The organism is Alkaliphilus serpentinus (assembly GCF_009017255.1).
GTDB classification, from domain to species: domain Bacteria; phylum Bacillota; class Clostridia; order Peptostreptococcales; family Natronincolaceae; genus Alkaliphilus_D; species Alkaliphilus_D serpentinus.
This window is the reverse complement of record NZ_WBZB01000013.1, coordinates 247,515-268,403: the sequence shown is the minus strand read 5'-3', so window position 1 is coordinate 268,403 and position 20,889 is coordinate 247,515. Positions and strand designations below refer to the sequence as shown.

Sequence of the window (20,889 nt, the reverse complement as noted above, 5' to 3'; positions counted from 1 at the left end):
TTCAAAGAAAGAGATAGGAGGAGAAAAAAATGTCTATAGACAAACAGTATCTATCAGATTTTGAAGCGATATTGTCCCATAGGTATGATAATGGTGCAGACTACTGGACTACTCCCGACAAACGACTAATAAAAGGATCACCTTTTTCCACTCTAGACTGCGTGCTTTATCTGTTAGAATTGGGTATGGAACCCACCGAGCCTTTACTTAAAAAAAGCGCAGAATTAATATTTAGTACATGGAAAGAAGATGGAAGGTTTAAATTATATCCGAAAGGTTCTATTTTCCCATGCCATACCGCACACGCTGCCAATGTGCTTTGCCACTTGGGGTATGGCTCCGATGCTAGATTGCAGAAAACTTTCCAACACCTTTTAGATACTCAATACACCGATGGCGGTTGGCGCTGCAATAAGTTTAGCTTTGGGCGAGGTCCAGAAACTCAGTATTCAAACCCATTCCCAACACTTACTGTCTTGAACGCATTCCGCTTTAGTGACTATCTCAACAAAGAACCAGCCCTTGATTGGGCTGTGAATTTCTTGCTTGAACACTGGACAATCCGAAAGCCCATTGGCCCATGCCACTACGGAATGGGCACATTGTTCATGCAAGTTGAATATCCCTTTCGCAACTATAATCTTTTTGTTTATACTTATGTGTTATCCTTTTATAACCGCGCAAAAGAGGACAACCGGTTTCAGGAAGCCTTAAAAGCACTGGAGTCCAAAATGGTGGATGGCCAAATTGTTGTTGAGCGCATAGTTCCAAAGTTGGCCAAGTTTTCTTTCTGTAAAAAAGGCAAACCAAGCGTATTGGCAACAAGACACTATCACGAAATTTTAAAAAATCTTGGTATTAATCGATAACCAATATTGATGATACTCAATGTTTAGTCATTTCTGTTCTCAAGGTGCAACTAAAAAATGAGGGAATATCCTTCCACGCAACATCATTTTTCGAATTTAAAAATGAGAAAATTAAAGTTCTCAATGAATACTGGGGAGATGATGGAAAAGCTCCCCAATGGAGAATTGAAAAGCAAATTGGTAGACCAATTATATAATAAGAGTTGTAATGATCGGGGGATAATTCTTGCTGGAGTAACTGCCCCGGCTTTTCGTTAACAAAAAATTAAGATAAATTAATAATCTGAAGGGATGAGCTTAATGACATTTGAGGAATTATATGATATTGCAAAAAATAAGTTAAATCCGAGAAAACTCTCAAAAGAATCATATGCAGGTTCTGTTGCTGCAGCAATTCTGTCTGAAAAGGGAAATGTTTATGCTGGAGTATGTATCGATACACCTTCATCAATGGGTTTTTGTGCAGAACATGCTGCTATAGCCGCTATGATTACTGCAGGAGAAAATAGAATAGTAAAAATGATTGCAGTGTATAAAGATGGTACAATAATACCACCATGTGGAAGATGCCGAGAATTCATTAAGCAAATACATGAGGATAATCAGAAATGTGAGGTAATGGTTAGAAAAGATACAGTAGCTACAATAGATGATTTATTACCCTTTCAATGGAAGTAAATATTTTGAACATACACAAAGGTTATTAAGTTTAATTGAGAGGTGGAAAATCAATTTTATGAAAGAATATAATGGTTTCATACCTCCCTGTGGAATTTACTGTGGCCAGTGTCCTAACTTTTTAAGAACAAATAATCCTTGTTTAGGTGCTGAACAGCATTGTAAGGTAAGAAAATGTAAAGGCATTTATGGTTGTTGTAAAGAAAAAAGGGGTCATAATTACTGTTTTCAGTGTAGTGTTTTTCCATGTAATCGGTTAAAAAAGTTTTCTGAAAGTTGGATGAAATTAGGGCAAGACTTGGTCTTAAACCAACAGGAATTGAAAGAATTAGGAGAAAAAAGATGGCTAGAAAAGTGGAACAGGAAAGCTTAAATTGGTTGAAATCCTAAAGAAGGATATAATTATCAAGATTCAGAATCTATAGATGAAATGATAAAAGAACTTTTTAGGAAGCCTTTTGGAGGTTTTATTTGGTAAGAAATAGTTTTATAATGAAGTTAAGATGGCTTAAATATAGGAGGTTATATAAGAGGATATGTTAAGATCAATGATGCAAATGTGTATCAAAGGAAATGTTGAAGCGGTTGAACTTTATCAAAGGGCCTTTGACGCTAAACTTATCCATGAGAGTAAAAACCAAGATGGAAGCTATCTGCATGCAGAATTAGATGCTTTTGGCCAAATATTAGCAATATCAGAATCCCATGAAGATCAGGTAGCCAGTAATACTAGCAATTCTGTTTTCATCTTGGAGAAGGGGAAGCTGAAAAGATCAAAAAGGCAGAGAATATATGGATTAATAATTGTGTAGTGTTAAGTATTTTAGGGATTGATGAGTTTCTCTATAACATTTTGTAAAGGGATAGGGGTTTGTAAATGAATAAAAATGAGTTGAGAAGAAGTTATATTTTTTATTACATTTTAGCAGGGATAATGTTTCTTTCAAATAGCTTAAGCACAACTTTAATTAATGGTAAAATATCTTTGATCTTAGCAATTCTATGGATAGTAATTTCTCTAATATGCTACTACTTAATAAAAAACAATGAAAAGGGTCTGAGATTTTATTCCATTATAAATGCTATTATAGCAGGAGTTTCAATGAGTTCATATTATGTATTAAAAAATATAGAGCCCTTAAACCCAGTCGTCTCTTTAGGGGTTTTAGGTGTAGTTATGATCATTCATTACAGTTTTATGAAGAAAATCAAAAATAAAGAAACTTTTCTTAAAACAGAAATTGCTTTAATAGTTTTATGTATAATTGCTTCTATCTACGTATGGATAATGCATAATAGTACCTACGGAAGTGGATTTGTATTTGTTTCCATCATATTTTTATGTCTTAATATTTCGCTACTATTATTCAATAAAAAAGAAACAAGTCATGCAAAGATAGTAGGTTTTACATCCCTTATTATGTTTGCTGGAATATTAGTTTCTGTAATAATAGCATTAATCGAAGGAGAAGTAATTGAAATATTAGATATAGATATTTGGGGAAGGAAAAAAAAGAGACTGAATAGTTGAGAATGACACTGCTCAAATAACTTAACTAATGACTTGAGAGATTATTAATATAAATGAAGAGCACTAACTATATAGTAGTTTGGGGTTAGATTTTGAAAAAAGTAGAAAATAAAGAAAGATATCTTTCACTTTTTAGTGACTATAGACACAGTATTCCTATCATATATTCTTCTTTAGAAGGTAAGTATGATGGAGAGCTATTTGTAGATTCGGAAATAGATCCTCAACTGGCGGTACTGTTTACACCCTTCACATTTCATTATGTGGCAAGAAATCCAGAAAAATTTATGGAGTACTATTTAGAGGAATTTTTTCAAGAGTGGGATGGTCTCAAGTAAAATTAATAATCATAGGGAGGATTTTAATGGCAGATAAAGTAAAGAATGTATATGATATCACGCCACCAATTACATCAAGATTATGTGTATGGTCAGGAGATACCTCCTTTTCATCGGAAACCCTGTGCCATTTAAATCAAGGAGGAAGTGTAACCCTAACAACTATCCATACAACGGTTCACCTAGGTGCCCATGCTGATGCCCCAATGCATTATCAAAACATAGGAGAGACTATTGGAGAAAGGGATATAAGCTATTATATTGGAGATTGCCAAGTGATACATGTAGAAATCCAAAGAGGAAAATTTATTACACCCGAAGATATAAAAGGTGTAGAAATCCTTGCTGAAAGGATATTGTTTGCAACAAACACCTTTAACGAAAATAATTGGAATGATAATTTTGTAGCCCTTAGTCCTGAATTAGTGGAGGAGCTGAGTTCAAAGGGAGTTATTCTTGTTGGCATAGATACACCCAGTGTGGATCTGATGAATTCAAAAGATTTACCAGTTCATAAAGCAATATTGGCTAAGGATATGGCAATATTAGAAGGGCTATTATTAAGGGATGTGCCGGAGGGGAAATACGAATTAATTGCCCTTCCATTAAAGCTTATGGGAGTGGATGCAAGTCCTGTGAGGGCTATTCTTAGGAAATTATAAAGCAACTATATTTGTAGGTAGACATAAAGTTGACATAAAAATATAAAAAGGGGGATTTTTATGGAAAATAAGAAGTTTGTAAATTATTGGGAAGTGCAAAGACAAAAAGGTAGACTAATGTATATATTAACTAAAGCAGGTTTAGTGGCAGTCTTTGGTTTAATTGGAGTTGTGATTGGTAGTATCTTTTTATATGATTCTCCCAGCTCCTACTCCTTTATGGCTTATTTACCTACTTATATTTTCGTTTTTATCGGTTTGTTATTAGCTACAGCCATTAAGTTTTCTTACGACTGGGGAAGAAACGAAGAAAGATACGGAAAAATTACTAACAAATGAGAAGGTGAATAGGGGGATATTATGAGTCAAGATGAAAGAATGTTTTCAATAGATCTTCAGAGTATTGATTTAACTGGGTTTATACAGAGGGGGAAAGTTTTAGATATTGGTGGTGGAGGAGAAGGGATAATTGGACAATTATTGGGTGATCAGGTTGTTGCCATCGATCCAAGGGCCGATGAACTTTTAGAGGCAGCTGAAGGGCCATTGAAAATTGTTATGGATGCTAGAGATCTGAAATTCTTGAATAATACCTTTGATGGAGGAACCTCTTTTTTCACATTGATGTACATCAAAAAAGAAGATCACCAAAAAGTATTGGAAGAAATGTATAGGGTTTTAAAAGAAGAAGGACAATTCATTATTTGGGATGCTAAAATTCCGATGTAGGATGGGGGAGTAAATGATATTTTTCTAGTACCCCTAGAAATTAAATTAAAGGATAAGACTGTTAGAACAACCTATGGGATACCATGGGAAAAGGCTCAACAGGGTATGCAGTACTATATCACCTTAGCTCAAGGAGTAGGATTTCAGCTTATCTCAGCCAAGGAAATGGGTGAAATCTACTGTATCCAGCTAAAAAAATAGTTTGAGTATATTACAAGCAAAGCCTATATCTATAGGCTTTTTTAAAAAATCTATAGGTCATTATGATGAATATTGGAAGGAGAATATTGGATGATAAAGCTACCACCAAAGCTTAACCTTGCCAACTTACCTACTAAAATTGAAAAGCTTACAAGAATCAGCCATGAGCTGGGGGGACCTCAAATCTATATTAAACGAGATGATCAAACAGGATCAGAGTTTTCTGGAAACAAGGTTCGTAAGCTAGAATATTTAGTGAAGGATGCCTTAGATAAAAACTGTGATTATCTAATTACCTGCGGAGGTATACAATCTAACCATGGAAGGGCTACGGCTGCAATTGCAGCCAAACTAGGCATGGGAGCTTACTTGGTTTTAAGAAGCAGTGGAGAGGAACCTCTTGAAGGAAATTATTTTCTTGATAAGCTATTGGGTGCGGATATTCGCTTTATAACCCCTGAGGATTATAAAGAAAGACGAATGGAGATTATGAAGGAGATTAAGGAAGAGCTTAAAGGAAAAGGACATAAAGCCTACATCATCCCAGAGGGTGGCTCCTGTGGTATTGGAACCTTTGGCTATTATTCAGCTATGGAGGAAATACTAAGGCAGGAGGATGAAATGGGTATTATTTTTGATGCCATTGTCCTGGCGGTGGGGTCAGGTGGCACCTATAGTGGGATGTTCTTGGCTAATATACTAAAGAACAATAAAAAGAAGATCTATGGTATTAACGTATGCGACGATGCTGAATATTTCAAAAATCAAATATCAAAAATATTGAAGGACAGCTGTTACTATATGGATGAGGAATTGAATTATACAGAGGATGAAATCAATATAATTGATGGTTATGTTGGCAATGGCTACGCCCAAACCTCACCAGAGGAGCTTGAGTTTATTTATTGGTTGGCTAGAAAAGAAGGGCTAATACTAGACCCTGTATATACTGGCAAAGCTATGAAGGGATTGCTTAGTGAAATAAAAAAGGGCACCTTTAATAATCATAAAAATATTTTGTTTATTCATACAGGGGGGTTATTTGGACTGTTTCCTAAAAAGGAATTATTCTTTAAATAATCGTTATATAGAGATTTGGAGGAACTCAAATGAAAATATATATATCAGCAGATATTGAGGGGATCAGTGGTGTAGTAAATAACTCCTTTACCATGCCCCAAGGCCACGAATATCAAAGAGCAAGAAAACTAATGACGGATGAAGTTAATGCAGCAGTTAAAGGAGCAAAGGAAGCTGGGGCTTCAGAAATTCTAGTGAATGATTCTCATGGCCCTATGACTAATATATTGATTGAGGATTTAGACGAAGAGGTGGTATTAATTTCTGGTGATAAAAAGCCCTTAGGAATGATGGAGGGTATCGATAGTAGCTATGATGCTGTCCTTTTAATTGGGTATCACAGCAGACATAATGCAGCAGGAGTTCTAGCTCATAGCTATCATGGAAGGGTCATTTCGGAAATAAAGATTAACCATAAAATTGTAGGGGAGTTTGAGTTTAATACCTTAGTTGCTGGCTATTATAGGGTGCCAGTGGTTTTTGTATCAGGAGATGATGTTTTGGCACAGCAGGTAAAAGCCTTTGATGAGAAAATCGAAAATCTAATAGTAAAGAAGGCAATTAGCAGATATACAGCAGAATCCCTACAGCCTAAAAAGGTCCATAGATTGATAGAGGAGGGAGTATATAAAAGTCTTAAAGAAGAATCTAATAATCTAACCTTCCATAGTATAGATGGCCCCATTGAATTAGAAATAACCTTTTTAAACAGTGGAATGGCAGAATATACATTGCTAATTCCAGGAGTAGAATTGATTGAGGCTAATAAGGTTCGATATATTGCAAAAAATATTGTTGAAGCCTATAAAATGAGAACGGCCTTAACTACATTGGCGGCCTACACGTTATAATAAAAGTAAAGCTAGAGATGGACATTAAGTTTTTGCTAAATTTCATATGAATTAATAAGAAGGAGAATGACGCACTTTATGCGTCTTTTTTTTTACAAAATAAAACTAAAAGAAACAATAACAGAAATAAAATTACAAAATAATAAATTAATATTGAAATAAAATTACAAACATAATATAATAAGATTACAGAATAGTTCTACATTTTTATAAGGATCATAAAAATCATTAATTTAGAGAATTGAGGGAAGGGCATGTATATTGATTTTAAAGGATTAACAACAGAAGAACGCAACGAAAATAGTAAAGATATTGACACGATGTCGACCCTAGAAATGATGGAAACCATCAATAAAGAGGACAAATTAGTAGCTTTAGCAGTAGAGAAGGAACTGCCAAGTATCGCAAAGGCAGTTGATGTCATTGCAGAACAATTCCATAAAGGAGGAAGGCTAATCTATATTGGTGCAGGAACCAGCGGCAGAATTGGGTTATTAGATGCTTCTGAATGCCCCCCTACATACGGTACAGATCCATCTATGGTACAAGGAATCATAGCAGGTGGAACTGAAGCAATGCTTAAGGCAATTGAAGGAGCTGAGGATAAAGAAGAGGAGGGAGAAGGAGATTTAAAAAAGCTAATTTTTAATTGTAATGATGTTTTGGTTGGGATAGCTGCCAGTGGTAGAACACCTTATGTGATAGGTGCAATAAGGTATGCCAATAGTATAGGGGGTGAAACGATTACAGTAACCTGCAACAAAGGTAGTATCATGAATCAGCTTGGAAAAATTAACATTGCTCCAGTTGTAGGCCCAGAGGTGATAACTGGATCTACAAGAATGAAGGCTGGAACAGCACAAAAGATGGTATTAAATATGCTTTCCACCGGTGCAATGATTAAGCTGGGAAAGGTATATGAAAACCTAATGGTTGATGTAGATGCTACTAATTTAAAGCTAATAGAGAGAAGTAAAAGAATCGTGATGGAAGCAACTGGCCTTTCTCGTGAGATGACTGAAGATCTACTTCAAAAAACCAATTACGACGTAAAACTAGCAATTTTCTTAGAATTATCCAAACTGACGGACTTTGATAGGGGAAAAGTAATATTAAAAGATCACAAAGGTAATATTAGACTTGCATTAGAAGCTGTAAGGAATTCCGATTAAGATAGACAATAAGGTTTAAAAATTTAAAGGGGGATTTACTGATGGTTGGAAATCAAGAATTATCAAGAAGGATTGTTGAACTCGTTGGTGGTAAGGACAATATAATCAGTGCAACCAATTGTATGACTAGAATTAGGATGGAACTGAAGGATGCTTCAAAGGTTAAAATTGGAGAATTAAAGGCTGTTGATGGCGTACTAGGAGTGGTTGAGGCTGAAACACTACAGGTGGTGGTGGGCCCAGGAAAGGCTAAGAAAGTAGCTGACCTTCTGGTAAGTGAACACGGTATTAAGCAAGCAGCAGCTGTTACGGAGGATTGGAAGGGCAACAAGGAATCTATTAAAAAGGCTCAAAAGCAAAGTAAGCTTAAGAAAGCCCTTGAAACCATTGCAGGAATATTTATTCCTTTATTACCAGCAATCATAGCAGCAGGGATATTTAATGGCTTCAGTAGCTTAATTGGGACAATGCAGGGTCAAGGAGCATTACCAGCCAGTCAAGCATGGGATACCATCCGACTAATTTTCTCCCTAATTGGTACTAGCTTTTTAGGTTACTTTGCTATATACACAGGGATAAATGCAGCAAAGCGATTCGGAGCTACGGAAGCATTGGGAGGTATGGTAGGTGCCATGTCCATAGCAGCTCAAATCGTAAGCATATCTCAGCTATATGGATGGTATGATGCAGATGTACCTTTGAATTCCATATTAACAACAGGTAAAGGCGGTATTATTGGAGTAATCTTAGGGGTATATTTATTATCAAAGGTAGAAAAAGCCGTAAGAAAAAGAATACCAGATGTATTAGACCTCATTGTTACTCCCTTTGTTACCCTATTGACTGTGGCAATTGCCTTTGTATTTGTAATTATGCCTTTATCTGGGGTGTTCTCAGATTGGTTGGTTAGAGCCTTAAGTGTAATTATTGGTTCGGAATATACCATAGTTAGTATTTTATCTGGATATGTGTTATCTGCTCTTTTCTTACCAATGGTTCTCTTAGGATTACATCATGGTTTAATACCCATATATGCAATACAGCTGGAGGCATTGGGTGGTGTATCTCTATTCCCAGTTCTAGCCATGGCTGGTGCAGGGCAAGTGGGTGCTGCTATAGCAATTTATATGATTAGTAAGAAGGTTAAGAATGAAAGAATGCAGAAGGTTATTACGGGTGCATTACCAGCGGGAGTTTTAGGAATTGGAGAACCGTTAATTTATGGAGTAACCTTACCATTGGGTAAACCCTTTATAACTGCTGGCTTAGGGGCTGGCTTCGGTGGAGCCTTCGTAATGGCTACTAATGTAATGGCCACAGCTTGGGGACCCTCTGGATTAGTAGCGGTTCCTTTGATGCAACCAGGATCCATGATGAATTATGTATTGGGAATTTTAATATCTTATTTAGGCGGATTTATCATTACTCGGATATTTATAAAGGATTCTGATGTTGCAAATGTATAGTACCAAATCACTTAAAATCTAGTAAAAATGAAGGGAGTTATTTACATGTTAGGTATTTCAGTTTATGCAGGCTTGGAGGTTAGCTTAGAAAAAAATCTAAACCTACTTGAAACGGCCAATGATTATGGAATCAAAACAGTATTTACCTCCCTTCATATACCTGAGGCAAATGAGAGGGTTTATTTAGAATTAAAGGACATATTAAAACGTGCAAAAGAATTGGATATGCAGGTTATTGCTGATGTTTCAAAGGGGTTTATAAATAAATATAATCTTAAAGAATTTGATATCTATGCTTTGCGTTTGGATTTTGGATTTACAATCCATGAAGTCGCCAGCTATACAAAAAATTATCCCTTTAAGATTCAGATTAATGGTAGTACCATAACAAGGGATTATTTACAACAGCTTGAAGGATTGAAGGCAAACTTCAATAATATAGAGGTTGGACACAATTACTATCCCAGAAGAGATACAGGGTTATCCTATGAGCTATTTCTTGATAGAAATAAGGTCTTCAAAGACTATGGCCTTAGAATTATGGCTTTTATCCCGTCTAGATGTGGAAAAAGAGGGCCTATTTATGACGGTTTACCTACATTGGAGTGTCATCGGGATATGGATCCAATGATTACCGCCCAGCATTTATTACACTCTGGTGTTGATATAGTAGTTACTGGAGATGCTTATATATCTGAAGAAGAAATAAATAGGTTAAGTAAAATTCGTAAGAATGTTTATAGCTTACCCTTTAAGGCCTTTAATTTGAGTGAAGGTGAGAAAAGAATTCTATCGGGGATTCACACAAATCGAATGGATCCAGGGGAATTTCTAATCCGTTCTCAAGAGGCCAGAAGTAAAAAAAATCTTCCTATAATAAAAAAGAATACCATCGAAAGAAAAAAGTACTCCATAACTATAGATAATGAAGGATATTTTAGATACGAGGGTGAATTACAAATCATGAAGAAGAATTTTGAGGCTGATAAGAGGGTTAATGTAGTTGGGGATGCATCAGAAGCCGCCATTTTAATTGATCTTATCAAGCCCGGAGATGCTTTTGCACTGATTTTCGATTCTTAAAACAATAGGAGGAGAGATTTTGAGCTGTATACTAAAAATTAGAGAAATTTATTCAGAGTTAACACCAACTGAACAGAAAATAGCTGATTATATAATGGAAGAAGAAGTTGAAGTAACCTCATTATCTGCGGCGGAATTGGCAGAACAGGTTAAAACAAGCCCTCCCAGTATCGTAAGGTTCGCAAGAAAGCTAGGCTATGGAGGTTTTCAAGAAATGAAGCTGGCATTGGCTAAGGATGCAGCTTTGCAGGATAAGCAACAGGATAAGGTATATGAAGCCGTTACAATTCATGACTCTACCAAAGAAATTATCTATAAAATAAGCAAAGAGAATTCCAATGCCATAGACGAAACCGTTAGTGTCCTTGACGAAGTTGAGGTTGCCAAAGCAATAGAAGTCATGACCAAGGCTAATAATATTAATATTTTCGGGGTAGGTGCTTCTGGATTAGTAGGCTTAGACCTGCAATATAAGCTCATGCGTATTAACAAAAGGGCCAGTATGTATATGGATAGTCATACTCAGCTGTCCTCTGCAATTCATTTAGGTAAAGGGGATGTAGCTGTTGGAATATCCCATAGTGGTAGAACTCTAGAAATATTCAAAGCTATGGAAACAGCTAAAAATCGGGGAGCAACAACTATATCTATTACCAAGTATGGTAAAAATCCATTGATGGATTTAGCAGATATCAATCTGTTTACAGCTTCAGTAGAAAAGAATCTTAGAACAGGGGCCATTGCCTCTAGAATCGCCCAACTAACGATAATTGATATATTGTTTATTGGAATTGCCCGTAAAAACTTCAATGAAATATCTAAGTATATACAAACCACTAGAGAGATTGTTGAAGACTTTAAGCTTTGAAGAAGGGATGTTATTTACCAATGAGAATATATATTGAAGAGCATTATAAAGCTGTCGCTAAAAAGGCAGCTTTGATTGTAGCCAGTCAAATTATACTAAAACCTAAAAGTGTATTGGGTTTAGCAACCGGCAGCACTCCAATAGGCATGTACAAAGAACTAGTAGAGATGCATAAACTTGGAGAAATAGATTTTTCGGAGGTCACAACCTTTAATCTAGACGAATACTATGGGCTTCCTCAACATCATAAAAGTAGCTACTACATGTATATGATGGAGAACTTTTTTCAACATGTTAATGTTCCTGAGGAAAACATTCATATTCCCAATGGAATAGCTGAAAATATCCTACAGGAATGTTTGAAATATGAAGAAAAAATTAGACTGGCAGGGGGGATCGATCTACAAATATTAGGTATAGGAGCCAATGGTCATATAGGCTTTAATGAGCCTGGTGATAAGCTAAATGTGACTACCCATCTCGTTGGTCTATCAGATAAGACGATACTTGATAATAGCAGATTTTTTGATGATTACAATGAGGTTCCTAAAGAGGCTCTGTCGGTTGGTATAGCCACCATCATGAAGGCGAAAAAAATTGTTTTGCTGGCATGTGGAGAAAATAAGGCAGAGGCTATGAAGGAAATGACAAGCGGTTATGTAAATACTAAAGTTCCTGCTTCAATTCTTCAAACCCACCCAGATATCACATTAATAACAGATAAAGAAGCAGGAGCCTGTATTGTAGCCAGCAGCAACTAGTAGATATCTAAAGGTGAAGGATTCAGGATAATCTTAAGACTTACGATAATTCTGAAATAGCAAAATTAAGGATTGGAATGGTTGATATGAAGGCATTAATAAATGGTAAAATCATTCATAATGATGGAATACATGAAGATAGAGTCTTGCTAATGGATCAGAAAATAAAGGCCATAGTCGATGTTCCTTCTTTTCTTCAGAAGGAAGTAGATGAAATTATTGATGTAAAAGGTCATTATATATCTCCCGGTTTTATAGATATTCATATTCATGGCTCTGGGGGTTGTGACACCATGGATGGATCAGTAGATGCACTGAAAACCATAAGCAATAGGATTCTAACCTATGGGACTACGGGATTTTTACCCACTACAATGTCAATGGATATGCAAACAATTTATACTGCTTTAGATACAGTAAAGGAAGCAATGACTATTGATTTAGGTGGTGCAAATATCCTTGGGGTTCATCTTGAAGGTCCCTTTATTAATAAGGCCTACAAGGGGGCTCAAAAGGAAGATACTATCATTCCACCTGACTATAACCTTCTCAAAGATTATATGGATATAATCAAAATTATTACGATGGCTCCAGAAATAGAAGGTAGTAAAGCCTTTATTCAAGCTTTTAAGCAGGAATCTAATGCTACATTAGCCATAGGCCATAGTGCGGCCTCCTATGAAGAAGCAATGGAGGCAATTCAAGCAGGGATATCCCATTGTACCCATATTTTTAATGCCATGACCCCACTACATCATAGAAATCCAGGGGTTGTTGGTGCAGCTTTTAATAGTTTTATCAGCTGTGAGCTAATTGCTGATAAAATCCATGTTCATCCTGAGCTTTTTAAGCTTTTACTAAAAATAAAGGGAGAAGCTCAGTTGGTACTGGTGACAGATGCTATTAGAGGAAGCTGCATGAAGGATGGATCCTATGAGCTAGGCGGACAGATGGTAGAAGTAAGGGAGGGGAGGGCTCAGCTGCCTGACGGTAGGCTTGCAGGTAGTGTGTTGACCTTAAATAAAGCTATTCAGAACTTTGTAGAGGTAACCAATGAACCACTATATAAAGTTATAAAACTGGCTTCTCTTAATCCTGCTAAGGTTATTGGCATTGACGATAGAAAAGGCAGCATTGAGGTTGGCAAGGATGCTGATGTAATTGTATTTGATGAAGGATTAAATGTCAGGATGGTGTTTATTGAAGGCAGTATACGATTAGGAGGTTCATATGATAAACCTATTTAAAAGAGAGAAGGATCAATGGATTTTCATTTATTCACCCATTATGGGAAAGAAAATGGATATAACGGAGGTACCTGATGAAGTTTTTTCACAGAAGATGGTTGGAGATGGGGTAGCCATTGATCCTTCTGAAGGAAGGGTTACTTCACCAGTTGAAGGGGAAGTTATTCAAATAATGGATACTAAGCATGCCATTGTCTTAAAAGCGTCAAATGGAATTGAAATGTTAATTCATATAGGCATAGATACAGTTAAAATGAAGGGTGAGGGTTTTGAAGTTTATACTTCCCCTGGAGATCAAGTAAAGGTAGGAGATCTTTTGATGACCTTTGAACTAGAGAAGGTTAGAGAGGGGGCAAAATCCCTTGTCACTCCCATTGTAATTACCAATATGGAGGAGATAACTGATCTAGTAAAGTCCATGGACGAGAAGGATCAATGGATTATGAAGGCCAAAATAGAAAGGTAGAGAGAAGATGTTAGAGAAATTAATCGTTATAAAAAGTGAAACAGGATTACATGCCAGACCTGCTGCTTTAATTGTTAAAGAGGCACAAAAATACAGGTCAAAAATTGCGTTGGTTAAAAATGATAATGAATACAGTTGTAAGAGCATTATGAATCTTCTCAGCTCCGGAGCTAGAAAGGATGAGGAAGTTCTATTGAGGGTTTCAGGTGAAGATGAAGAAGCTGCTTTTGAGGCCTTAGCAAAACTGCTGGAGGGGAATCTTGAGGCATAGGAGGACTAAGATATGTTTAAAGGAATAAGTGCTTCTGCTGGAATAGCTATAGGAAAAGCTTTAATTTATAAGAGCCAGAAATTCAATATCGAAAAAGCAAATATTGATGATGTGGATGGAGAGATAGATCAATTGAAGCACTCTATTGATGCTACCATACTTCAATTGGAAAAAGTTAAGGCAGAGGCAGAAAGAAAAATGGGTTTAGATAAGGCGGCTATATTTGAAGCCCATATAATGATTTTAATGGATCCAGAATTTATTAATGATATAAAAAACAAAATTATAAAAGAAAAAGTATGCAGCCCTTATGCTGCAAATGAAGTGATAAAAAGCTTTATTAGTATTTTTGAGGCAATGGAAGACGACTACTTGAGGGAAAGGGCCTCTGATATAAAGGATGTTGGAAAGCGACTTTTAAATAACCTATTAGGAAGGGAAACCATTGATTTATCAAAACTATCTGAAGAAGTAGTATTAGTTGCCCATGATCTGACTCCATCAGATACTGCAACAATGAACTTAGAAAAGGTTTTAGGCTTTATAACAGAAATAGGTGGTTCAACAAGCCACACAGCAATTATGGCTAGAAATTTAGAGGTTCCTGCAATTGTAGGGGTAAATAATATTACTATGATGGTGAAGGATGGAGATACAATAGTCTTCGATGGACAAGAAGGAATAGGATATAGAAATCCTGACATGCATATTATGGAAGAATACAGCGTTAAAAAGAAGTACTTTGAGCTGAAGAGACGGGAGCTTTTCAGATTAAAGGACCAAGCCACCTATTCCAAGGACAAAAGAAAAGTTGAATTAGGTTGTAATATCGGAACACCTAGGGATGTAAAGATGGCATTGAAAAATGGGGCAGAGGGAATAGGCCTCTATCGAACAGAATTTCTTTTTATGAACAGGAGCAATATGCCAACAGAGGAGGAACAATTTCAGGCCTATAAAGAGGTACTTGAAGAGATGGAAGGAAAGCCAGTAATTATCCGTACATTAGATATCGGTGGAGACAAGGAGCTGCCTTATCTGAATCTTCCTAAGGAGGCTAACCCTTTTCTTGGATATCGGGCAATTCGAATATCCCTTAACCAACCGGAAATCTTTAAGGTTCAGTTAAGGGCGTTGTTAAGGTCAAGTCTTTATGGCAACTTAAAAATCATGTACCCAATGATATCGTCGGTTGAAGAGGTTAGAGCTGCCAATGAAATATTAGAGGATGTAAAAAGAGAACTAAAGGAGAAGTCTATTGAATATAGCAACCAAATAGAAATAGGAATTATGATAGAAATACCGGCAGCTGCAGTAATTGGTGACTTACTTATAAAGGAAGTAGATTTTTTTAGTATAGGAACCAATGATTTAATTCAGTATTCTACAGCAGTAGATCGATTAAATGAGGGTGTCAGCTATTTATATGAGCCCTTCCATCCTGCTGTTCTTAGATTGATAAAATTGATTATTGATTATGCCCATGCAGATGGGAAGTGGGTAGGAATGTGTGGAGAGATGGCTGGTGATCTGAATATTATTCCGATCCTTTTAGGTCTGGGATTAGATGAATTTTCAATGAATGCATCCGCTATTCTACCAGCTAGAAAATTAATTGCAGAGCTATCTTATTTAGAAATGAAGAAGTTGGCAGAAGAGACATTAATCCTTTCAACTTCTAAAGAAATTAGAAACTTTATTGCAGAAAACCTAAAAAAATAAATTAAAAATAAACAAGACTGATTATCGTCTTGAGGTTGTTGAAAACCCCTATATTTTAAAACAGAGAAATTGGTTCCCGGACAAAAGGCAGGATGAACTCAAAGATGTCAGGTATTTTCAAAACTCACCTTCGGCTCAAACATTGAAAATACTGTTCTTCCATCTTATCGTTCTTTTATTATTAACTCCACATATTTCTCTTTATTTAAAACATAGTTGTTTCCGATTTGAAATTTTACTTTTTCAACAGTCTGAAGACTGATTATCGTCTTGTTTTTTATGTGATAAAAGTGAAGGAATATGATAATTTTTGTAGAATAAGATAAGGAGTAAAATAAGAGGTACCAGTCAATTTGAATATAGTTCCGTAAATAAAATGACTATAATAAGATAGGAGAAGTTGATATGCAAAAGGTTTTAATTGCAGATGATGCTGCCTTTATGAGAAAAGTTTTAGAAGGGATTCTTGTGAAAAATGGTTTTGAAGTAGTAGGTGAAGCTGAAAACGGGAAACAAGCAGTGATGAAGTATAAAGAGTTAAAACCAGACTTAATGACTATGGATATAACAATGCCAGAACTAGATGGAATTGCGGCAGTAAAGGATATAATAAAGGATTTTCCTGATGCTAAGATCATTATGTGTTCTGCCATGGGACAGAATGCAATGGTGGTTGAAGCCATAAAAGCAGGAGCAAAGGATTTTATTGTAAAACCCTTCCAAGAGGATTTGGTGGTTGAAAAAATAAAAAAACATCTTGGAGTTTAGATTCAACATATTATATCAAGAACATAGTCTATTAATGAACCCTAACAAAGCCTTTAGGGTTCTTGTCAGTTGTAGGAATCTCAAAAGTTTATCCTAAAGCTTTTGTTCCTTCGATAATTATATAGAATTCAATCTATTTAGCTTGGCCAGTAGTGTTACAATCTTGGTATAGAGAACATTGAAATATCCTTGACCCCCTTGGGAGGGGGTGGTATAATGATAGTAGATAAATACTAAGGAGTGATTATTATGCCATTAATAGAGGTTAGCTTTCCTGGTGGTAAACGGGTAGATGCAAACATTAAAGGCTTTACTGTTGCTACTGATCAACCAGTAAGAGGTGGGGGAGAAGGATCAGCCCCGTCCCCCTTTGATTTGTTTTTATCTTCCATTGCAACCTGTGCTGGTATATATGCACTAGGCTTTTGTCAAAGCAAGGGAATTGATACTGAAGGGTTAAAACTGACATTAGATACTGTTGTCAATTCTGAAGAGGGATTAATCGAGGAAGTTCATTTAAACTTAACCTTACCAGATAATTTCCCACAAAAGTATGAAGCTGCCATTATTCGATCTATGGATATGTGTGCAGTTAAGAAGCATATGTTTACACCACCTGAATTTAACATAAAAACCCACCGATAAATAAATAGAAAAATATTATAAAATAACAAGAAACCTTCTGCTGCTAGAAGGTTTCTTATTATTTTTACTCCTTGATGTAACCTAATTAAATGAGGGGAATATCATGTATTAGGCAAAAGATAAACAACCATTATGAAAGAAGTAATATATTTATTGAAAGGAGAAAAAGAAATGTCCCAATATTATAATAATAGATTTAAAAAACCGCAACCTACAACAATGAAAAGGCCATTTGTCGAGGTGAAGGGTGGTACTGTAAACAGTTGCGAGAATACACCAGTGCCAATTAACGCCAACACAGCTGGAGCCGTTGCTAAGCTACCTGTTGTATTAGCCGAATTAAATGTTCAGTTTAACGTAAGCTCTACTATAAAGCTTCCTGAACTGGCTTTGGATATAAAGCGTATAAGAAAGACCTTAAAAATCACCCAATGTTTGCTATTACAAGATACAAATGTTCTCTTTATTAAAGGCTTCGTAAGAAAAAACATTGAATACTCAACACCTGGCTGGTGCTCCAACCCCTATGGGCTTTGTGGTGAAATAAGACATTGCACAGTAGATGTACCCTTTGACTGTACAACACCAATTACCTTTAACGGAAATGACCCACTGCCAATTATAGGAACAAGCAATGATGAGTTTGTATATTTGAGATCTCAGGAGATCAATAGACCAGAATATGCAGAAAAGGATCGACTACTTTCCTCAGATTTATCAGAGATTAATTTAATCAGCACCGAATATTACAATGAACTACCCTATTGTGATTTAATCAGCAGTAGAATCGTTGAATTTGATGAGCACCTAGATAGAACTACAGCAAATTATCGCTTACCTGTTGGCGAAAAGCTATTTAGAGAGATTGAAGAAAAAATGGTAATCTTCTTAACCATTAAGCTATTACAAAATCAGCAGGTTGCAATTGCTCCAATAGTAGGACCATGTGCTAAATAGAAATCTCCAACCACTAAAAAAACGTCCATGAAAAGGACGTTTTTTTTGCTGAAATAAAAAGTCTGTGATTATTCTTAAAATCGGTTGTAAAATGGATTTTTAATGGACTGGTAGAATAGTCTGAGCTCCTAATTATCACCTCAGGTGATACTATGTAGGCTATATCATTAAGAGTTCATAAGGAGGTTAAAGATGAAGATTATCAATTCACCCACCTTTAAGAAATTAATATCAAAGGGCTATGGGACGGTAACGTGGGGATTTTTAGTATTTTATGTATTACCCCTTTTAACCATTGGTTTATGGAAAATCGCCAAAAACAAAAGGCAACCAATATTATAGTTGTTTATGAAATCCATCATTCAATTAATAATGTACAGCTAATAATAGCTATGATAAAATGTATTCATGAATAGGAAGAGAATTAGAAAACATAAAGAAAAAGAGTAAAATTCTTTAAGGAGGATTCATATGAGACTGCAAGAATTGGCTGAAGTACTTCAGAAACCTTTAGAGGATGGGAAGTTAAACATTATTATATATCAACAGGGAAGACAATGGAAATATGAAAGCTTTAGTAGTGATACAGAAGAAGAAAACGAAGCGGGAAAGATGCAGTTTTTAAAAATTAAACATCAACTGGATGATGAGGCTATTATTATAAATGGTAAGAAGGACTTTGAAAATTATGATTTGAAATATATTGAGAAGAGAATCAAGAGCCTGAAGGGATGATAGACTCCCCAAAGGTACTTAAGGATGATGATTATGGTATCAGAGAATTTAAAGGAAAAAGTCTATAACCTCCCTAATAAAACTGGGGTATATCAGTTTTTAGATTTAGAAGGGAATATCCTTTATATTGGTAAGAGTAAACAGTTAAAATCTAGGGTTTTGTCTTATTTCAATACCCATCATGAGTGGAAAAAAATCAAACGTTTGGTATTGAATATATATGATGTAAGACATATTCTAACAGACACCCATTTAGAGGCTAAAATACTAGAATGTGCTTTGATTAAAAAGCATTTGCCTATGTATAATGCTGAGTATACTAGGGATAAAAATTATAAATACCTAAAATTGCAGAAGGGTCCCAGAAAAAAACCAATTGCTATGGTTTTGGAAAGAGACGAAGAATGCTGTTTTGGGCCCTTTAGAAGCAAAAACATTCTTCATGAAATCATTAAGCAGCTAGATAATATCTATCCAATTTTCAAGGACAAAGAAACCTATCAATTCTCTTTTAGTTCTTTGCCTCAAAAACTAAATGAGGATTCTATGATATCCAATAATAAGTCATTAATGGAGATATTTTCGACGTCAGAGGGGATGAAGACCTTTATTAATGCTTTGGAGGAAAAAATGAAGCTAGCTGCATCAGTGCAGCAATATGAGTTAGCAACCATCTATAGAGATATGTTTCACAATTTTAGTTATATACATAACTGCCAAAGGGTAAATGAATCAAATAATTGCATCCTGATGGGTGAGAAAATTGAATCAGGCTACAAACTTTTTTATATAACAAATAATAAAATAGCCTTTAAACAAAGCTATGAAACTATAGATAAAGAGCTGATTATGAAATTTATAGAAACTGCAGGGAAAAGGGCTAAACAGTTAAAATCTTCTAATGAAAAAAGGGGCCTGGATTTTAAGTATATCATAAGGTCCGAAATGACTGATGACACCAATAAGGCAATATTATATATATCGAAGGATAAAGATATTGAAGGATTCTTAAATTATATAAAGAGTCTACCTAGCTAAAGAGCTTAAGGTAGACTCTTTTGTTTAGCTCCTCCCCTTGTTATAGCAACTTCTTCTTTACCTGGTAGGGCGAGGATATATACTTGATTTCTAAACCTCGAATATGGGAATCGGTTTCACTTAGAACTAAATATTCCATGTACAAATCACCTGTTTCTAGTATTCGTTGTAAAAGGTTTTGTCTAACACCTGCTTCAATAATCTTATAAAATAAAATCTCTTCATCAATCTTTGTAAAGGGAGATATATTTTTCTTTATAATAATCTTCTCTTTAGCAAAATCAATGGTGGTTTTTCCAGGTACTTTCACTAATAAAGATATAATCTTATAGATTACATAAAGAAGAAAGCTTAATAATATTACTAGTATAATATAGGTTAAATAAAGCAACACAAAATCTGTTAATGAGATATCCGTTTTTAATGGATTAACCAGGGAGCTTCGAAATCCTATATCGTACCTATTATATAGGGTGTTTTTATAACCATTTATAACAAGAAAAAAACCAAAAGCTAAAGATAATTTCAAAACTAATATCAGTAAATCACTTAAAATGCCTTTAAAGCAGGCCTTTAAGCTTATAACCTTTTCTTCCATCCTTCATCACTCCCCTCTTTAGTTTTATTTCTAATATAATAAATATATGCCCATAAACCCCTGTGAATTAACAAATAAAATAATACCAATGCTCTTTATGGTAGTTACCATCCCTTCAGTAAGGTCACTTGAACTACCAACTATTCTTTGATA

28 protein-coding genes are annotated in these 20,889 nt (G+C 35.4%); 27 read left to right on the top strand and 1 reads right to left on the bottom strand.

The window, feature by feature from the left end; all coding sequences use genetic code 11:
- Nucleotides 1-29: 29 nt before the first annotated feature.
- From F8153_RS05340 to F8153_RS05215, 27 genes are all read left to right on the top strand, one after another.
- On the top strand, nt 30-869 hold the full coding sequence (locus tag F8153_RS05340) for a prenyltransferase/squalene oxidase repeat-containing protein (protein WP_151865326.1): 840 nt from the start codon (nt 30-32) through the stop codon (nt 867-869).
- Between the two features lie 102 nt (nt 870-971).
- Nucleotides 972-1,127 carry a hypothetical protein gene (locus tag F8153_RS16010; protein WP_192929668.1) on the top strand — a complete coding sequence of 52 codons (156 nt, stop codon included), beginning with the start codon at nt 972-974 and terminating at the stop codon, nt 1,125-1,127.
- Nucleotides 1,128-1,169: 42 nt separating this feature from the next.
- On the top strand, nt 1,170-1,547 hold the full coding sequence (locus F8153_RS05330; RefSeq protein WP_151865325.1) for a cytidine deaminase family protein: 378 nt from the start codon (nt 1,170-1,172) through the stop codon (nt 1,545-1,547).
- A gap of 58 nt (nt 1,548-1,605) precedes the next feature.
- Nucleotides 1,606-1,920: a DUF3795 domain-containing protein gene (locus tag F8153_RS05325; RefSeq protein ID WP_151865324.1), complete on the top strand. Its 315-nt coding sequence runs from the start codon at nt 1,606-1,608 to the stop codon at nt 1,918-1,920.
- Between the two features lie 163 nt (nt 1,921-2,083).
- Complete coding sequence (locus tag F8153_RS05320) at nt 2,084-2,359, top strand: VOC family protein (RefSeq protein ID WP_151865323.1); 276 nt, start codon at nt 2,084-2,086, stop codon at nt 2,357-2,359.
- 65 nt (nt 2,360-2,424) lie between these two features.
- Complete coding sequence (locus F8153_RS05315) at nt 2,425-3,078, top strand: hypothetical protein (protein WP_151865322.1); 654 nt, start codon at nt 2,425-2,427, stop codon at nt 3,076-3,078.
- A gap of 92 nt (nt 3,079-3,170) precedes the next feature.
- Nucleotides 3,171-3,416 (top strand): hypothetical protein, encoded by a 246-nt coding sequence (locus F8153_RS05310; protein ID WP_151865321.1) that lies wholly within the window; start codon nt 3,171-3,173, stop codon nt 3,414-3,416.
- Nucleotides 3,417-3,442: 26 nt separating this feature from the next.
- A complete protein-coding gene (locus tag F8153_RS05305) occupies nt 3,443-4,078 on the top strand; it encodes a cyclase family protein (RefSeq protein WP_151865320.1) in 636 nt (211 codons plus the stop codon).
- A 60-nt stretch (nt 4,079-4,138) separates the two neighbouring features.
- Nucleotides 4,139-4,417: a hypothetical protein gene (locus F8153_RS05300; RefSeq protein ID WP_151865319.1), complete on the top strand. Its 279-nt coding sequence runs from the start codon at nt 4,139-4,141 to the stop codon at nt 4,415-4,417.
- Between the two features lie 21 nt (nt 4,418-4,438).
- A complete protein-coding gene (locus F8153_RS05295; RefSeq protein WP_151865318.1) occupies nt 4,439-4,807 on the top strand; it encodes a class I SAM-dependent methyltransferase in 369 nt (122 codons plus the stop codon).
- 291 nt (nt 4,808-5,098) lie between these two features.
- Nucleotides 5,099-6,088: a D-cysteine desulfhydrase family protein gene (locus F8153_RS05290; RefSeq protein ID WP_151865317.1), complete on the top strand. Its 990-nt coding sequence runs from the start codon at nt 5,099-5,101 to the stop codon at nt 6,086-6,088.
- A 29-nt stretch (nt 6,089-6,117) separates the two neighbouring features.
- Nucleotides 6,118-6,939: a M55 family metallopeptidase gene (locus F8153_RS05285; RefSeq protein ID WP_151865316.1), complete on the top strand. Its 822-nt coding sequence runs from the start codon at nt 6,118-6,120 to the stop codon at nt 6,937-6,939.
- Nucleotides 6,940-7,193: 254 nt separating this feature from the next.
- Nucleotides 7,194-8,111, top strand: a complete 918-nt coding sequence (murQ, locus tag F8153_RS05280; protein WP_151865315.1) for an N-acetylmuramic acid 6-phosphate etherase — start codon at nt 7,194-7,196, stop codon at nt 8,109-8,111.
- 41 nt (nt 8,112-8,152) lie between these two features.
- Nucleotides 8,153-9,577, top strand: coding sequence for a PTS transporter subunit EIIC (locus F8153_RS05275; RefSeq protein ID WP_151865314.1), 1,425 nt, complete (start codon nt 8,153-8,155; stop codon nt 9,575-9,577).
- A gap of 45 nt (nt 9,578-9,622) precedes the next feature.
- A complete protein-coding gene (locus F8153_RS05270) occupies nt 9,623-10,660 on the top strand; it encodes a MupG family TIM beta-alpha barrel fold protein (protein ID WP_192929667.1) in 1,038 nt (345 codons plus the stop codon).
- Nucleotides 10,661-10,679: 19 nt separating this feature from the next.
- Nucleotides 10,680-11,528, top strand: a complete 849-nt coding sequence (locus tag F8153_RS05265; RefSeq protein ID WP_207707687.1) for a MurR/RpiR family transcriptional regulator — start codon at nt 10,680-10,682, stop codon at nt 11,526-11,528.
- Between the two features lie 20 nt (nt 11,529-11,548).
- Nucleotides 11,549-12,289, top strand: coding sequence for a glucosamine-6-phosphate deaminase (gene nagB / locus F8153_RS05260; RefSeq protein WP_151865312.1), 741 nt, complete (start codon nt 11,549-11,551; stop codon nt 12,287-12,289).
- Between the two features lie 86 nt (nt 12,290-12,375).
- Nucleotides 12,376-13,536: an N-acetylglucosamine-6-phosphate deacetylase gene (nagA, locus tag F8153_RS05255; RefSeq protein WP_151865311.1), complete on the top strand. Its 1,161-nt coding sequence runs from the start codon at nt 12,376-12,378 to the stop codon at nt 13,534-13,536.
- On the top strand, nt 13,520-14,002 hold the full coding sequence (locus tag F8153_RS05250; protein ID WP_151865310.1) for a PTS sugar transporter subunit IIA: 483 nt from the start codon (nt 13,520-13,522) through the stop codon (nt 14,000-14,002). The genes nagA and F8153_RS05250 overlap by 17 nt, the downstream gene beginning before the upstream one ends.
- A gap of 7 nt (nt 14,003-14,009) precedes the next feature.
- Nucleotides 14,010-14,273: an HPr family phosphocarrier protein gene (locus F8153_RS05245; protein WP_151865309.1), complete on the top strand. Its 264-nt coding sequence runs from the start codon at nt 14,010-14,012 to the stop codon at nt 14,271-14,273.
- A gap of 12 nt (nt 14,274-14,285) precedes the next feature.
- Nucleotides 14,286-15,995 (top strand): phosphoenolpyruvate--protein phosphotransferase, encoded by a 1,710-nt coding sequence (gene ptsP / locus F8153_RS05240; RefSeq protein ID WP_151865308.1) that lies wholly within the window; start codon nt 14,286-14,288, stop codon nt 15,993-15,995.
- A 405-nt stretch (nt 15,996-16,400) separates the two neighbouring features.
- Entirely contained in the window at nt 16,401-16,763 is a 363-nt protein-coding gene (locus F8153_RS05235) for a response regulator (protein ID WP_151865307.1), read from the top strand.
- A gap of 249 nt (nt 16,764-17,012) precedes the next feature.
- Complete coding sequence (locus F8153_RS05230; RefSeq protein ID WP_151865306.1) at nt 17,013-17,408, top strand: OsmC family protein; 396 nt, start codon at nt 17,013-17,015, stop codon at nt 17,406-17,408.
- A 132-nt stretch (nt 17,409-17,540) separates the two neighbouring features.
- On the top strand, nt 17,541-18,365 hold the full coding sequence (locus tag F8153_RS05225; RefSeq protein ID WP_243136900.1) for a CsxC family protein: 825 nt from the start codon (nt 17,541-17,543) through the stop codon (nt 18,363-18,365).
- A gap of 192 nt (nt 18,366-18,557) precedes the next feature.
- Nucleotides 18,558-18,707: a hypothetical protein gene (locus F8153_RS16005; protein WP_192929666.1), complete on the top strand. Its 150-nt coding sequence runs from the start codon at nt 18,558-18,560 to the stop codon at nt 18,705-18,707.
- A 129-nt stretch (nt 18,708-18,836) separates the two neighbouring features.
- Nucleotides 18,837-19,100, top strand: coding sequence for a hypothetical protein (locus tag F8153_RS05220; protein ID WP_151865304.1), 264 nt, complete (start codon nt 18,837-18,839; stop codon nt 19,098-19,100).
- A 33-nt stretch (nt 19,101-19,133) separates the two neighbouring features.
- Entirely contained in the window at nt 19,134-20,138 is a 1,005-nt protein-coding gene (locus F8153_RS05215) for a UvrB/UvrC motif-containing protein (protein WP_192929665.1), read from the top strand.
- A 40-nt stretch (nt 20,139-20,178) separates the two neighbouring features.
- Here F8153_RS05215 and F8153_RS05210 read toward each other — a convergent pair whose 3' ends face one another.
- A complete protein-coding gene (locus tag F8153_RS05210) occupies nt 20,179-20,736 on the bottom strand; it encodes a hypothetical protein (RefSeq protein WP_151865302.1) in 558 nt (185 codons plus the stop codon).
- Nucleotides 20,737-20,889: the final 153 nt, after the last annotated feature.